This window comes from Nostoc cf. commune SO-36 (assembly GCF_023734775.1).
Lineage (GTDB): Bacteria > Cyanobacteriota > Cyanobacteriia > Cyanobacteriales > Nostocaceae > Nostoc > Nostoc commune_A.
In genome coordinates this window covers 5,058,597-5,074,065 of sequence record NZ_AP025732.1, presented here as the reverse complement: position 1 = coordinate 5,074,065, position 15,469 = coordinate 5,058,597, and the positions used below count along the sequence as shown (strand labels likewise).

14 protein-coding genes are annotated in these 15,469 nt (G+C 42.5%); 6 read left to right on the top strand and 8 right to left on the bottom strand.

The genetic code is table 11. The annotated features are described in order from the left end of the window. Positions 1-182 precede the first annotated feature (182 nt). Positions 183-530, bottom strand: coding sequence for a hypothetical protein (locus ANSO36C_RS22985; RefSeq protein ID WP_251956389.1), 348 nt, complete (start codon positions 528-530; stop codon positions 183-185). Between the two features lie 81 nt (positions 531-611). Here ANSO36C_RS22985 and recF point away from each other — a divergent pair, with 81 nt between their 5' ends. Further along, positions 612-1,733, top strand: a complete 1,122-nt coding sequence (gene recF / locus ANSO36C_RS22980) for a DNA replication/repair protein RecF (RefSeq protein WP_251956388.1) — start codon at positions 612-614, stop codon at positions 1,731-1,733. Between the two features lie 25 nt (positions 1,734-1,758). Here recF and ANSO36C_RS22975 read toward each other — a convergent pair whose 3' ends face one another. Beyond that, positions 1,759-2,208: an MgtC/SapB family protein gene (locus tag ANSO36C_RS22975; RefSeq protein WP_251956387.1), complete on the bottom strand. Its 450-nt coding sequence runs from the start codon at positions 2,206-2,208 to the stop codon at positions 1,759-1,761. Between the two features lie 340 nt (positions 2,209-2,548). On the opposite strand from ANSO36C_RS22975, the gene ANSO36C_RS22970 reads away from it, so the two are divergent. Together ANSO36C_RS22970 and ANSO36C_RS22965 are read left to right on the top strand one after the other, a co-directional pair. Beyond that, entirely contained in the window at positions 2,549-4,879 is a 2,331-nt protein-coding gene (locus ANSO36C_RS22970) for a putative PEP-binding protein (RefSeq protein WP_251956386.1), read from the top strand. A 144-nt stretch (positions 4,880-5,023) separates the two neighbouring features. Next, positions 5,024-6,232, top strand: coding sequence for a baeRF3 domain-containing protein (locus tag ANSO36C_RS22965; RefSeq protein WP_251956385.1), 1,209 nt, complete (start codon positions 5,024-5,026; stop codon positions 6,230-6,232). 150 nt (positions 6,233-6,382) lie between these two features. Here ANSO36C_RS22965 and ANSO36C_RS22960 read toward each other — a convergent pair whose 3' ends face one another. From ANSO36C_RS22960 to ANSO36C_RS22940, 5 genes are all read right to left on the bottom strand, one after another. After that, positions 6,383-7,039 carry a DUF1361 domain-containing protein gene (locus ANSO36C_RS22960; RefSeq protein WP_251956383.1) on the bottom strand — a complete coding sequence of 219 codons (657 nt, stop codon included), beginning with the start codon at positions 7,037-7,039 and terminating at the stop codon, positions 6,383-6,385. A gap of 551 nt (positions 7,040-7,590) precedes the next feature. Continuing rightward, positions 7,591-8,070 carry a hypothetical protein gene (locus tag ANSO36C_RS22955; RefSeq protein ID WP_190942174.1) on the bottom strand — a complete coding sequence of 160 codons (480 nt, stop codon included), beginning with the start codon at positions 8,068-8,070 and terminating at the stop codon, positions 7,591-7,593. A gap of 163 nt (positions 8,071-8,233) precedes the next feature. Beyond that, positions 8,234-8,998, bottom strand: a complete 765-nt coding sequence (locus tag ANSO36C_RS22950) for an energy-coupling factor ABC transporter ATP-binding protein (RefSeq protein WP_251956382.1) — start codon at positions 8,996-8,998, stop codon at positions 8,234-8,236. Positions 8,999-9,009: 11 nt separating this feature from the next. Further along, positions 9,010-9,663 carry an energy-coupling factor transporter transmembrane component T family protein gene (locus ANSO36C_RS22945; RefSeq protein WP_251956381.1) on the bottom strand — a complete coding sequence of 218 codons (654 nt, stop codon included), beginning with the start codon at positions 9,661-9,663 and terminating at the stop codon, positions 9,010-9,012. Further along, complete coding sequence (locus tag ANSO36C_RS22940; protein ID WP_251956380.1) at positions 9,656-10,579, bottom strand: energy-coupling factor ABC transporter permease; 924 nt, start codon at positions 10,577-10,579, stop codon at positions 9,656-9,658. The genes ANSO36C_RS22945 and ANSO36C_RS22940 overlap by 8 nt, the downstream gene beginning before the upstream one ends. A 1,092-nt stretch (positions 10,580-11,671) precedes the next feature. Between ANSO36C_RS22940 and ANSO36C_RS22935 the strand changes: the two genes are divergently transcribed. Continuing rightward, positions 11,672-12,910 (top strand): glycosyltransferase, encoded by a 1,239-nt coding sequence (locus ANSO36C_RS22935; protein WP_251956379.1) that lies wholly within the window; start codon positions 11,672-11,674, stop codon positions 12,908-12,910. Positions 12,911-13,046: 136 nt separating this feature from the next. Here ANSO36C_RS22935 and ANSO36C_RS22930 read toward each other — a convergent pair whose 3' ends face one another. Continuing rightward, positions 13,047-13,370, bottom strand: coding sequence for a DUF4278 domain-containing protein (locus ANSO36C_RS22930; RefSeq protein ID WP_251956378.1), 324 nt, complete (start codon positions 13,368-13,370; stop codon positions 13,047-13,049). A 577-nt stretch (positions 13,371-13,947) separates the two neighbouring features. Here ANSO36C_RS22930 and ANSO36C_RS22925 point away from each other — a divergent pair. Together ANSO36C_RS22925 and mltA are read left to right on the top strand one after the other, a co-directional pair. Then, complete coding sequence (locus ANSO36C_RS22925) at positions 13,948-14,202, top strand: hypothetical protein (RefSeq protein WP_190943372.1); 255 nt, start codon at positions 13,948-13,950, stop codon at positions 14,200-14,202. A 3-nt stretch (positions 14,203-14,205) separates the two neighbouring features. Then, positions 14,206-15,432 (top strand): murein transglycosylase A, encoded by a 1,227-nt coding sequence (mltA, locus tag ANSO36C_RS22920; RefSeq protein ID WP_251960419.1) that lies wholly within the window; start codon positions 14,206-14,208, stop codon positions 15,430-15,432. Positions 15,433-15,469 lie beyond the last annotated feature (37 nt).

Below are 15,469 nucleotides of genomic sequence, written 5' to 3'. Positions count from 1 at the left end.
TTTAAATACAGGACGAACCATTTCTATTATTAGAGTAGTGTTCTGTCCCAAAAGTTTTGAGAGGTTAGTGGTGTTCAGATCCCCGACTTCGCGGAAGTTGTCGGGGATCTAGCAGCCCCGCAAAATTCATGGGACAGACCAGTAGTCTTTAAGATGCGGTGGTTAACTCCAACGATCGCATTTCAAGAATTATTTCTAATCAACTGCAACAAGATAGACTCAAGACTTTGTAATGCAGCATTTGTAGTGCGCTGATTTTCTTCAAAATTACGCTGATGTTCTTCATGGCTATCACGTAACTCAAGTAACACATCGTCTAAAATCGCACTACTACCCAGAACACGGTCAACGTTACTGGTAAGCTCTCTCAAATCCTTGCTTAGTTCATCCAGTTGTGCCTGAGTGTTAGCTTGTCTAATAGTTAAATTATCTAATTGTTGTTGTGTACTAGTTTGTCTTTCAGCCAACCCCAAGATTATTTGTTCAATACGGTCTATTCGGTTAGGGAAGTATTCAGATGTGTCAGTCATTTTCCTTGTGTTGAACTTCTACAATTTTACTTCTATAACCGTGTCTAACCTTTGTAGCGTTCTCCTTTCCTTCTGTTCCCTATGTATCTTAAAACTCTAAACCTCCGACAATTTCGTAATTATCAAGACCAAAAGGTTGAGTTTACTGCTGCCAAAACAATTTTGGTAGGTAATAATGCTCAGGGAAAGTCGAACTTGTTGGAGGCGGTAGAGTTGCTGGCGACATTGCGATCGCACCGAATGACCCGCGATCGCGATTTGGTTCAAGAAGGGGAAGCTATAGCCCAAATTAATGCCACCCTTGAGCGACAAACAGGCATTAGTGACCTGACTTTAACGCTGCGCCGCAATGGTCGTCGTAGCGTTGCTCTCAATGGTGAATCTATCCGCCGTCAAATGGATTTTCTCGGCGTTCTCAATGCAGTCCAATTTTCCAGCCTTGATTTAGAACTAGTACGCGGCGGCCCGGAAGGTCGCCGCAACTGGTTAGATACACTCTTAATCCAACTCGAACCAGTTTATGCTCACATTTTGCAGCAGTATAACCATGTTTTACGCCAGCGCAATGCCTTTTTAAAAAGCCATGTAGAGATGTTAGATGCAACCTCGTTACACTCAGAACTGGCGGTGTGGGATGCACAGTTAGCTACTACAGGAACCAGAGTCATTAGACGCCGCGATCGCGCTATCCAAAGATTAGCTCCTATTGCTAGTGCTTGGCACGCCAGTATTAGCGGCAGTACAGAAGTTCTGCAAATCAAATACGTGCCGAATATTCCTTTAGAAGATAGCCGTCCAGAGGAAGTGCAGCAAGCTTTTTTAGCAAAAATTCAGCTACGAGCGATCGCTGAAATGCACCAAGGCACTACCCTTGTCGGGCCACATCGTGATGAAGTTGAGTTAACCATCAACCAGACACCCGCTCGTCAATACGGTTCTCAAGGTCAACAACGAACGCTAGTTCTAGCCTTAAAATTAGCAGAATTACAGTTAATTGAAGAAGTGGTCGAAGAGCCACCATTGCTATTACTTGATGATGTTCTCGCCGAACTAGATTTATCCCGCCAAAATCAATTGCTTGATGCCATTCAAGACCGCTTTCAAACCCTAATTACTACCACTCACTTGGGTTCTTTTGATTCGCAATGGTTGAAGTCCTCCCAAATTCTTTTTGTGAAAGCAGGAGAAATAATCCAACAGTGATTATCAATTATGAATTATTTTGATATTATTCAAACCTTTTAAAAACGTTGAGAATTACAAGAGTCAGCACAGAACTGATTAATGCTAACTGCCATAAACCACAGCCAGCAGCAATTCCCAATGCAGCCGAAACCCAAATGGCTGCTGCTGATGTGAGTCCATGAATTTCAAATCGCTGTGATTCTTGAGGAGATTGGCGCACAATTTCTCCAGCACCGAGAAATCCTACACCAGTTGCAACTCCCTGAATCACGCGGCTCAGTGCATCAGAACTATCTTGCAGTTCTTCTGTTTGCATAATTATCAAAATAAACATGGCTGAACCGAAACTCACCAGCATATGAGTTCTTAAACCGGCTGGTTTGTTCCTAATTTGGCGGTCTAAGCCGATAATTGCTCCAATAATCAATGCAATGCATAGCCGGAAGCTTATGTTCAGCCAATCATTAGTTGCAAGGTAGTAAGTGTTTAACAATGCTTAGTCTGGTGTATAAGTAAGTGAGGAGTATAAAGTTCGATATTAACTTGAATAGCTCATTAATCATCTTCTGAATTCGTAGCAATTCAGATGTGAAAATTACCTCATTGTTTATTAAATAGAATAGATTTTTAACTACTCAAAACTACTAAACTATAAAATTATACCTAAAATTGCTAAATTTAACCCATACACTTAATAATTAAATATGATACCGCCATGTACAATCTCGATAAAGAACTAAACTCCCGGTTTTAGGGAAGGGAGGCAAATGAAGGCAAAAATTTGATTTCCATAGCTGTGGCTACAAATAGACAACTGACAACTAACAAATTGAGTGGATATCTACTGGCTAGACCAAATTAAACTACAAGACCGCGCCAAAGTAGGTGACAAAGCGTTTTACTTGAGCAAAATTATCCAGCGTGACTATCCAGTGATACCTGGTTTTGTCGTTTCGGCAGAGATTTTGCGACAATTTCTGGAAAATCTCAATAGTTCAGAGTCATTAGTGGCTGACTTACCCCATTCTTCGTTACACCTGGATGTCACTAATTGGCGGCAACTTCAGCAGGTGGCTAGTCGCTTGCGCCAAGAAATTCTGACTGCGACTGTGCCACAACAGTGGATAGATACAATTTTCCAAGCAGCTAGAGAATTGCAAACTGGCTGTTTGATTCTTCGGCCTACTTTGGCAGTATCAACTGCTAACCCAGGCATGAAGAATACATCTGGGTTGCTGGAGTCGGTGTTTTGCCAGTGCGAACCAGAGGCGATCGCATTGGCTCTAAAGCGTACCTGGAGCCAGATATTTCGAGCCAGAAGTCTATTATATTGGCAGCACTCAGGTATTAATCTCCAACAAATAAATCTCGCAGTTTTGGTGCAACCTGTTGAAAATGCGATCGCCAGTGGCTTGCTCACAGCCAACTCCTCTCGGTGGGAAATTGAAGCTACTTGGGGATTAGGAATTGCGATCGCTCTGGGCGAAGTACAACCAGATATCTACTACATTGAACCCGAAACTGGGGCTGTGCTTGAGCAACAGTTGGGCAATAAAATGCTGGCTTATGGTGTTGATGATGCAGCTTTTTCGCAACCCGTGCCGAACTTAGTACTTACAACAGACCACACTTGTCTGATTACCTATCTACTTCAGGAAGCCCAACAAAAACAGTACGCTTTAAAAGAAGAATACTTACAACAAATAATTGCTCTAGGAACTCAACTGGTGAGTGAACTAGGTAAAACCTTTACCGTTAAGTGGACTATCGCTCAACAAACGACATCTAGCAAGCTCTACATTACACAGGTTAGTCCTTCCCAATCAATTTCCCACACACACTTTATTAGGGGACTAGGAGCAGCAGGGGGACGCGTGGTAGCCAATGCCTTGGTAATTGTTAATCCGCAACATAAACCCGAACAACTACCGAAGGGAGTGATTTTAGTAGTACCAACAATTACACCTGATTGGTTGCCATTATTGCAACAAGTTGCTGGTATTGTTACAGAACATGGGGGATTAACTAGCCACGCGGCAATTCTAGCTAGAGAATTAAGTATCACAGCAGTAGTAAACGCCACATCTGCCACAACTTTAATCCAAACTGGCGAACGACTGCTGCTTGATGGCGACAGAGGAGAAGTTTATCAGATCAAAGGAGACTCACAGGAGGAGATGGAAAGAGGGAAAGAAGAAAATCTTTTTTCCCCTCATCGCCCCAACCCGAAAGCGCCTCATCCTGCTGTTACGTCTCATTTACCTATGATTGCTACACAACTGCTGCTTAACTTGAGTCAGTCTACTTTAATAGAACAAGTGCAAAGCTTACCTGTGGATGGGGTGGGATTATTGCGCTCAGAATTGATGGTATTAAATATATTGTCGGGGCAACATCCTAATAGTTGGATTTTAGGCGGGCGTCAGGCAGAATTGTTAGAGCTATGGTCTGACGAGATTATGCAATTTGCCCGTGCATTTGCACCAAAACCAGTTTTTTATCGTTCTTTAGATTGGCGATCGCCCGATTTACCATCATTGAGTGATAATTTACAATCTTCGCTCCAGTCGATGTTAGGTGAACGTGGCACTTTTAGCTATTTACGAAATCCCGCAGTATTTGAATTAGAACTGCAAGCTTTGGCGAGTGTTCAGCAAGCTGGCTATACCAATGTCAACCTACTATTGCCTTTTGTGCGGACTGTGGAAGAATTTGTTTTTTGCCGTCGCAAAGTTGAGCAAGCTCTTTTAACTGAGGTAGCGCAGTTTCAATTGTGGATGATGGCAGAAGTGCCAAGCGTCCTGTTTTTACTACCAGAATATGTCAAAGCAGGTGCAGCCGGAATTTCTATTGGTACAAATGACCTGACCCAGTTATTGCTAGGAGTGGATCGAGAACAAGGACAGCTAGCAAAAGTATTTAATGAACGTCATCCGGCAGTTATGAGTGCGATCGCTCAACTGATCCAAATGGCTAAAAGTGCCGGTATCCCTTGTTCAATCTGCGGTCAAGCACCAGCCCTCTATCCAGAAATCATCGATAAGTTAGTGGAATGGGGTATAACTTCCATTTCCGTGGAACCGGAAGCAGTGGAGCGAACATATCAAGCGATCGCTCGTGCTGAACAACGCTTAATTTTAGCAGCTGCACGACGTCAACAATAGGCACACGGGCATAAGAAAAACCTAATTAATTAGTTTATTAAGAAATGGTTCATAGTCTTCGCTAGATATACTCCTTCTAAACAGTCAAGCTTTTTCTACCATTCGGCAGGGGCTTCAGCTTGGAAAATTTTTTACGATTGTTATGTGCAAAACCTGCTTTTACCTCTCTTTAATTTCACCTTAATAAATAATATGAGCTTCCTTTCGATTGAAGAACTGAAAGAACTCGTCGAACAGCCGCAAGGGATATGTGTATCGATCTACATGCCGACCGCGCAGCTTGGGTCAGAAATTCAACAAAACTCTGTCCGCTTTAAGAATCTCATTCGGCAGGCGGAAGCAGCGTTAGAAAAATATGAATCACCTCCGGCTAATCCAGAGCAATTTCTTCAGCCGGCAATGATGTTGGATGAAGATGACTTTTGGCAGCATCAGGACGGAGGTTTAGCTTTATTCATTTCAGAAGGATTCTTCCGCTTCTATCGTGTGCCGATCGACATGATTGAATTGGTGGTCGTGAACACTAGCTTTCATCTCAAGCCGTTAATTCCTCTGTTGAGCGGAGATAACCGCTTCTATATTCTCATGCTTGGTCAGCGCGATGTGCGGCTTTTGGAAGGCAATCGTTATGGCATGACGCGTGAAGTTGAAATCGAAGGCATGCCGAAGAGTATGGATGAGGCCTTGCAGTATGACGAAGAAACGTCGAAAGATGAACAGCGACGCCAGGGCGCGGGCGCAGGTCGTTCAGCTTTGCAAGCGGGTGGTTCCTATCACGGACACGGCGGCGGGCGTGAAAACGTCAAAGAAGAGTTGCTGCGATATTTTTATCTAGTGGATAAAAGCTTGCATGACTTCTTTCGCAATCGTCGATCGCCACTTGTGCTAGCTGGGGTTAACTATTTACTGCCGATTTACCAAGAGGCGAATACCTACAATTTCATTGTGGAAGAAGGAATTCAACACAACACAAAGGAGCGAACAGCACAAGAACTTCATGCAGAAGCCTGGGCGATCGTGGAGCCGCTATTTCAAGTAGACCAGCAAAAAGCGATTGATTACTATCATGAGTCGATAGCCACTGGCAAAGGATCAAACGACTTGGACGAAGTTATTCAAGGCGCGTTTTATGGTCGTGTAGAACAGCTTTTTGTTCCGGTAGGTGTGCAAAAATGGGGATATTTTGATCGGGACTCAATGCAGATTGAAAGGCACAATGAGGCTCAACCGGGCGATGAAGATTTGCTGAATGCAGCAGCAATTCAAACGATCTTTCATGGGGGAACAGTGTACGCCGTTGAACCAGGAGCAGTGCCGGATGAAGCACCTGTTGCAGCAGTCTTTCGCTACTAATTGGCCCAATGTCAGTAGACCGAAAACTTTTGCGATCGCTAAAAAATAGTAGTTTGTGATACCGTTTTTGGAGAAAAGTGCAAAAGCTGATAATTTTGAAAAATGATAAGTTTAGCTTATTAATAAACTCCAAAAACCAACCAACATCTATCAAATATTTGGCGTATTAGAGTTTGCGCTTCCTGAGTTTATACCTATTTTACTGTCTGGTCGGCTCAGACCTAAAGTTACTCGTTTCATAATCCAGTACAAACCGGCAAGTACCACAAAGGTGATAGCAATAATCACTAGGGGCTGTTTACCAAGAATTTCTTCTACCCCTTTGGTTAGTACAGCATCAGGTTGAGTGATAAAATCCCAACTGTTGAAGCGCAAAAATCGTCCCCAATATACACCAACAGCACAGAGAAAATGTGTAATCAACTCAACGCGCCAAATCCATTGGCTTTTACCAATGCGATGTAAGTAGTGACCCCAATTAATTAAGGATATTACATAAGCTTCAAATCCACCGAGAATTACTAACAAATACACCGGAATGAGTACCAGAGTAATCATCCATACTGATTGAATGGTACGGATATCATCTATCAAGTGAATTACATCGGTCAACAAATATGGTGCGTTTGGTAAGAAAGCATAGAAAACTAAAAATCCTAGCCACCAAAGCCAAGAGCCACCACGCTTAAAGCGAAATAGCCATACACTCAAAGCTAAAGGTATAAAAGCCAGAAATAAATTCCAAGTCATCCATTTCATATTAATTTGCAAGACCTGTACAACTCTGGCTATCAATTCTTCTTTCATAGGTGCTTACTCGGAAGATGTTTGATTGATATAAATTCACTCTGTAGTGTTAGTGCTAAATTCAATGATTTATCGAGTTTTTGTAGTCTCCGAAAAAATTAATTTACTCCAGTATTAGACAATATTTTTGTCTCACTTAAAAGTCAAGAAACACTGATATATATCCAAAACTTAGAGTTTTTGTATATTTCCTGCTGGCAGATAAGATTTATCAATCAGCTTAAGCTACTAGTGCCGCAACGCGGAAGTCAAAAGTCAAAATTAATACATAGTAAAAGTTTGATTGATTTAGAATAGGTGGTTTATTTACGCTGTACTAGTATAGCCAGAAAATCATTAAGGTAAAATTTACTACCGAAAGGAAGTCTGAGCAAAAAAAACGCCGCGAATAACTTCTGGTGGACTGTTTTTAATTGTAATGCTGGAGTTGAGAGATTGAGGCGACTTAAAACATTTGATTAGGCGATCGCAGTGTCGGTGGCAAGTGGGGATGAGGAAGCAGGGAAAGAAAAAATAACCCCCAGTTCCCAATCCCCAATGCCCCAGATAGATTATTCTGGCTGGCGACAATACTTATTCATTTCATTTACTAGCGTGTCTGACTGCTTGCCAACAGTTGTAGCTGCTGTTGTCAATGTTGAATCAATTTCGGCTCTAGCCTTTTGAATTCTTTCTCTACCAGATGTCGAAGCCTCTGCTGTCTTAGTTGCACCAAGTGCCCTACCTGCCTTAGCGATCGCTTGGCTGAGATTCTGAAAAATCTTGACAAAACCGCTTTGAAATTCTTTCAACTTGGGGTCTGTTAAGTTCAGTTCTTTAATCGATTTAGTCACAAATTCTAAATCTTTAGACAGCTGGATGCTGGTTATGACTTGTGTCCCCTTATTGTTATCAATCAAAGAAGTTCCAGTATTTACAACTTTAATCAGTCGCTGGCACTGGGAGACTTTATTTTCGTTGCAACTAGTAATGAATAAAGCAATGCTCAGGCTAACAGGAGCAATAACCATATATTTATGTAAAACAGACATTAACACCCCACCAGCAATAAAGCCCAGAATATCGTATCCAATATTACGAGCAAAAAAGGTAAATAAGGTAGAGGGCATGGGGTGCTGGAAAGAGGCACAGGGGCAGGGGGCAGGGAGAAAGAGCTAAGTTTGTATTCTCTCGCTGCCCCCTCATCTGGTGGAATTACCAATCTATCGGCAAACCCAACTGGTCTAAAGTCGCACCATCTTGCAAAAGTGGCTGAATATCGCTGTCTATTTGAATGCGGCCAGCAGACAGTACCAACGCACGTTGCGTAACTCTGCCCAACCAATGTAGGTCATGAGAGGCAATTAACATCACCTGTATGGGTAACTTTAACAATACCTGCGCCAAATGTCGCCGCCATGCTGGATCAAGACCGTTAGTTGGCTCATCCAAAATTAGAATTGTCGGTTCTAGGGCTAAAATTGAGGCTAGAGCGGCTAGGCGTCTTTGTCCACCAGAAAGTTCGTGGGCGGAACGATTAGCATAGGCTTCTAGACCAAAATCAGCTAATAATTGTCGGGCGCGATCGCTAGCCTCTGCTGGTGACATCCCATAGTTACGTGGGCCGAAAGTAATATCTTCCAGGATGGTGGGCATAAATAGTTGGTCGTTGGCATCTTGGAAGCTAAAGCCAATTTGACGACGCACTTGGGGCCAAGTTTGCGGTTCTACGGGAATGCCACTAATGGCAATTTTCCCAGATTGCGGTTGTTTTAAGCCGATTAGGTTCTCTAGCAAGGTGCTTTTTCCAGAACCTGTTGCTCCCATCAATGCCACGCGATCGCCTTTCTTCAAGGTAAAAGAAATTTCTTGTAATACTGGCTCTTGGCGGGAATATGCATACACCAGGTTTTCAACCTCAACCACGGCTGTGTTGGGGTTACTGGTTGATGTTTGGGGATTGGAAGTTAATGATTTCAAAATTTACAAACTCAATATTTGTAAGAAGTTAGGGTAACAACAGCTGCGATCGCCCAAGCTAGTAATAGGGCAAAACGTTCTTTTGGTCTGAAGCTAGAATCTATGGGCAATTGTCCGTTGTAACCACGAGTTACCATTGCCGCATAAACTCGCTCTGCCCGATCTAGACTACGGAGATACAAAGCTCCAATCATGGCAGCACTGGCATAGCGCAACCATCCCCCTGTTCCATTCAGACCGCGTAATTGAGCGCTGCGTCGCATCCGCGTTACTTCTGAGAGCAAAATTTCCATATATTGTCCAGCTAACAACAAGTTTTCTTTTAAAGGTGCTGGTACGGGTAAGCTTTTGAGGGCGATGCCGAAACTGTGGGGCGGTAAGGTTAACAAAAAACTATTCATAGTAACCAGACAAACCAGCGAACGAACTAGCAAAAAACTGGCTCGTTCCCATCCCAAGGGCAATGCTAGCAATGACAAAAAAATCAATTCTGTACCGAGTAATCCTCCTAATTGGCGAATTGGTACACGCAAGAAGCAAGCCCATAAAAGGGCGATCGCGGCATATACACTTAGTCCATACCAAGCATGATGCTTTAATAAAGCTGCCCCCACCACAATTACGAGAGACAGTTGCAAGCGTAACGGCAAGGAAAGTTTAAGCATTCTTCGGTTTCACTACCTTAGCAATTCCAAAGGCCACAGCAAAGCAAACCCCAGCTCCCAGCAGTCCAGCGATACTAGTGCCAATTAGCCCCAAACCCTCAATACCATAGTCAGCTAAGGGAGTCGGCACAATTACCCGTACTTTCTCGGCTAAGTCGATGAAGCCGGTGTTTTCGGCGACTTTCTCCAAACCATCAGGCCATGCTGAGGCAAAGAGTGATAGCACTCCTGCAATCAAGAAAATGGTGACAACAGGCACTGACCAGCCGCGAAACTCGTGCTGTTCCCCTGGTAACAAATCTGGCCGGGCGGTGGCCAGATAAGTCAGCACACTTCCGGTAATCAGTCCTTCCCCAACGCCAATCAAAATATGCACACCAGTCATCGCTGGTAAAACTATGGCTATGGGTGCAGTTCCTGAGAGAGCTAATTCGATGGCACAAGCGATCGCAGCCACCACTACACTTACACCCGCTGCGATACCAGCAGCCAAGGGTAAGCGTCCTTTTGAACCTCCAAATAGTCGTTGTAAGGTTTCGGTTAAAACCCAGCCAACCCAAACACCAATGACTCCCATGTTTAAAATGTTTGCGCCCAAAGCTGTAATGCCACCATCGGCAAATAGCACAGCTTGAATAATTAAAACTGTGGCGATACACAATGTTCCTGCCCAAGGACTGCCCAAAACGACCGCAGCCAAGGTTCCCCCCAACAAGTGACCACTAGTACCTCCTGCTACCGGAAAATTGATCATTTGGGCGGCAAAAATAAAAGCGGTGGTTAGCCCTAGTATGGGCGCACGACGAGTACCAAAAGCCTCTTGCGATCGCCCGAAGGCAATAAATAGTGCTGCCACACTTGCTAAACCAGTAGCGCCTGCCACGGGAACAGAAACAAATCCATCAGGAATATGCATGATCTAACCTGTATTTTAGATGTTCATTTACCCAAATCAAGCAATAAAATTACGTCATCATTTTAATAACAAACAAAACTTTTCTCTTTTTGACAATGCCCTAATGGGGGATTTTATAGTGTTACTTTTGACATATTTACAATACAATATCTACTTAATATACACTTATTCCTTAATTCGTTAATTTTTGCTAAGTTTATCATAAATTTAAGGGTTTAAGACCAGTACGGCTAGACATAGCCTCGGTTTCAGCCAAAATTTAAATTTTTTGAACTTGCCCCAACGCTCTTAACCTGCTTCAGGCACTTCTTTCTATCTAGGACTTACGCATTGACAGAAAAGCCGAAATGACAGGTATGCTTTTCAAAGCTTTTAGCTAAATTTTTCAACTATCTTTTTGCGATCGCAACTAATAAAGGGTGGTTTGGAAAAGGCTGAAACGACCTATTTACGTTAATACACAAGATCATTCGTTTGTACAGTGCGTAAGTCCTACTATCTTAAAATATCTTTAATTTGGAGTTTCTAATTTAAATTATTAACTGTATTGTGGTGTTTGATTAATTCAAAACTCATCACCTCCACAAGTAAGTTTTTTTATAGTTACAACAAGTTCATGTAATTGAAATTTGTTCTTTGTTTATTCTTACAAGATTTAACAACAATATCAGAAAAATATTTTTACCTTAGAGAATCTTTTGTTTATAAATTTATTTATCAAGAGAAAAATACATTACCAAATTTTAAGATATTTTATATTCAATTAAGATTATACTTATCAATATTAAAAAACCATAATAGGCTTTAAAACTTATATGTTTTTGATTTATTTAGCTTAGAGATCAGTTGATTTTTAGAAAAACATATAATGGACAAAACAATACTATAAAAATAAGTTGCTAAATATAAAGTTTATATTAATTTTGGGAAAATACTGGTATCGAACTGCTGGAATTACTAAACTCTTAGAATAGGTAAATGTAAAAAAAGTACTACTCAAATTTTGAGTAACTAAGTTCAGCCAATAAAATCAGCAGATATTTAGCTTCCTGTTCCACAGACTTTACACATCCTCGTTCTGCAATTTGCAACATGAAGACAAACTCATCCAGCTCACTGTTAACAGTACCAACTGGGCTACTCAAGATTTCAGAGTTGCCTCCTAATGATACAAGTACAAGTGCTGAATCTATCTATCTATCTCTAGTAATTCCTACTTATAAAGAGCGTGACAACATCAAAAATGTAGTCAGCATATTGAGTCAGTTACTAGATGAATCCATTCTAGGAAACTATGAACTAATAGTGGTAGACGATGATAGCCCAGACCGAACTTGGGAGATAGCACAATCCTTGATGACAGAATACCCACAGTTGCGGGTGATGCGTCGCCAACAGGAACGCGGGCTATCTTCAGCAGTGATTCGTGGGTGGCAAGCAGCTACGGGGAACGTGTTGGGGGTGATTGATGGAGATTTACAGCATCCACCAGAGGTGCTGACGCAGCTGTTGCGTAGCGTTGAGCAGGGAGCAGATTTGGCAGTAGCCAGCCGCCATGTGGACGGAGGTGGTGTCAGTAGCTGGAGTGTTGTTAGACGTTTGTTGTCTCGTGGCGCTCAGATGTTAGGCTTGGTGATTTTACCGGGGGTAGTGGGCAGAGTTTCCGACCCCATGAGTGGTTATTTTATGGTGCGCCGGAGTGCGATCGCCAATGCAACACTCAATCCTGTAGGATACAAAATTCTCCTAGAAGTAATTGGGCGGGGAAAGGTAGACCAAGTTGCTGAGGTTGGGTACGTGTTTCGTGAACGTAAAGAGGGCGAGAGTAAAGTGACATGGAAGCAATACATAGATTACATCCACCACTTAGTGCGATTGCGACTTTCTACAGGGAGAGTAGGACAATTGAGGAGAAATGTCAATTTCCCCGTTGGTCGATTCTTCCGGTTTGGGTTGGTTGGCTTTAGTGGAGTATTTGTGGATCTAACGGTGTTTCACTTGCTGCGTACTGTGATTAACTTAGGTTTAACTCGTAGTACGATTCTTTCGGCCGGAGTGGCAATCATAAATAATTTCTTATGGAATGATTTATGGACTTTTGGTGATATTTCTCAGAGGCAACGTAATCCGCATCAACGTTTCAAGCGATTCTTGAAGTTCAGTGCTATCTGTTTAGCAGGAGTTATATTACAAGCTCTAATAATCAACTTTCTCTATAATGTCTTGGGGATAAATCAGTATTTAGCTAAGTTGATAGCGATCGCAGTTGCTACGATCTGGAATTTCTGGGTTAATTTGAAACTTAGCTGGCGTGTCACCGATGTGAAATAATCACAACGAGGGATTTAAGATTTTGATTTTTGTTCTTAGACTTTAGAAGTAGCTAGGTAGTGCTTAAATTTCAAGGTTTTTGAGGATTTTACTACAAGTTTATGACTCCTAGACTCCAAATCGGCTTGCAGCAATATTATTGTTCAAGCCTTAATTCCTTAGAAATCGGCAGTGCCTCAACTTTTAAAGTAGTTGCTGGTTGAGAGACTATGCTAACTTCTCCTAGTGGAGTTTTATTTACAAAATAGGTGATTCCCCTAAAGCTCAATTTATGGGCTACTGGTGCTAGAGGAGTTTCCGCTGATTTGGAATTTGGATCAACACAATAGTTAATGCCACGGTACATCAGATTATAAGCAGGCCCGATTTGAGGAGTTGGTCGAAACGGCTGCTGTGTTTTTTTACTGCCAACTTTGTTGGGGCCATATTCATAGCTCAGACCACGATAGTAAAGTTTCATAATTTTCGCCTTCTAAATAACTGTTGTTCAACAATGACAATGACTTATCAGAGGTTAATTGGAGAGTTATGCATCGCAAAAACTCACGGGATTATGTGATTACTTCTCTACGAGACGCTGACGCGAACGCTCCGTTATCACTGCGCTCGTAATGACAATTTAAGGGGTCTATAACGCCTGAAACCCTTTCAGATAGTACTTGTGTGTACACCATAGCTTTTTTAGGGGGGCTAGGGGGGATCGAATTCTATGCAGCTTCATAAAGAATTGGTATAAGAGACTTCCAACTAAAAAATGTCCCATCGCTGTGTAAGCAGGGCGAGCAGAGGAAGCAGGTGAGGAAGAATCTGATCATCATCTTTGCTCTAAAATTGGATAATTTAATTTCAGCAAGCCCTAAAGTAAATTTGTACTTTTTAAGGAACTGGTTAAAGGATTAGTCGTCTAGAGTGAAGAGTTATTGGGCATTGGAGTTATTCTTCCCGTGCCTCTTCCCCACCTCCCGTATGCTTACCCTTTTCATTCGGGGGTTACGTGGTTAACAATGGGTTGAATGTTTTTTAAAGGATTCAACCTCATGGCTAGAACTCCAAATGAATATGCCGTATACCTCCTATTGGAAAGCGGCCACCGAGAAGAAGTACGTTTTCCTACTATTCAAGAGTTTCAGAAGTGGTATAGTAGCGAACTTGTGCCAAAATCTGCTTCTAATGACTTTATTAGCGTGCCGATCAAAAATATTCAAGGGGAATATATGGTGATACGCCCTTCTCGGATCGTGGCAATCCGAGTAGAACCCGTTTTTAGTTCCAGTGTTGAAAGATTCAACTAAATGATGAGAAAAACCCTTGCTTTGCTTTCCTTAAGTCTGGGAATTGCCGTTGTAAATCCTATTTGGTCGGCTGTTGCTCAGGTTCCTATTTTACTGCCCCTGCCAATACCGACTACTCCTGAGATAACGCCACCGCTAAGACCAATCGCTATCGGCAGCGATTGTACGCTTCAGCAGAATTGTTTGGGATGGGATGACCAAATTTGGGATCAAAGGGGTAAAAGAGGCGATCGCAAGGCGCTGTTGGCTTCCATTGATAACAGTCTGCTTTATCTAACAAAAAAAGAGGCGATCGCAGCATATCAAAATTATCCGATGAAGGAAATTACCCTTGATCGCGTCCGTCGGAGTTTGCTACGTTTCCGCCAACTGGTTCTCAGTTCTAAGTCAGCAGCGCAATTACAAGCGGCTGTCCGCCGAGAGTTTATCTTTTACCAGTCTGTAGGCAACGATGGTAACGGTACTGTTAAGTTCACTGCTTACTACGAACCTGTTTACACCGCTAGCCGTGTCAGAACTGCAATATATAAATATCCTCTTTATCGGCTACCACCTGATTTCAGCCAATGGTCAAAACCCCACCCAAAACGAATTGATTTGGAAGGGAAGGATGGTTTACAAGGGAATAAGAGCAAATTGCGCGGTTTAGAACTGCTTTGGTTCCGCGATCGCTTAGACGCATACATGGTACATATCCAAGGTTCTGCCCAAATCAAATTAACTAATGGCAAAACAACATCAGTTGGCTACGCAGGTGGAACTGATTACCCCTGGACTAGTATCGGTAAAGAACTAGCGAAAGATGGCAAACTTCCACTAGCAGGATTGACAATGCCACGTCTAATTAGTTATTTCCGGGGAAAGCCGCAAGAGTTGAGCAATTATCTGCCACGCTGGGAACGATTTATTTTCTTCCAAGAAACAAGCGGTAGACCAGCTACTGGTAGTATTCATGTGCCAGTAACAGCAGAACGTTCCATTGCTACAGATAAGTCTCTCATGCCACCGGGAGCGCTAGCGCTGATTTATAACTCATTTCCCTATCCTGCCAGTGGTGGCAAACTAGAGAGGCGTACTGTCAGCCGCTTTGTGCTTGATCAAGACACAGGAAGCGCCATCAAAGGCCCGGGCCGGGTGGATTATTTCATGGGGTCTGGTAAACTAGCAGGCGATCGCGCTGGCATCACAGGTGGTAATGGTTCACTATATTATTTGCTGCTTAAGGAATAGGGCAATTAAATTTTGGATTTTAGATTTTCAATTTTGG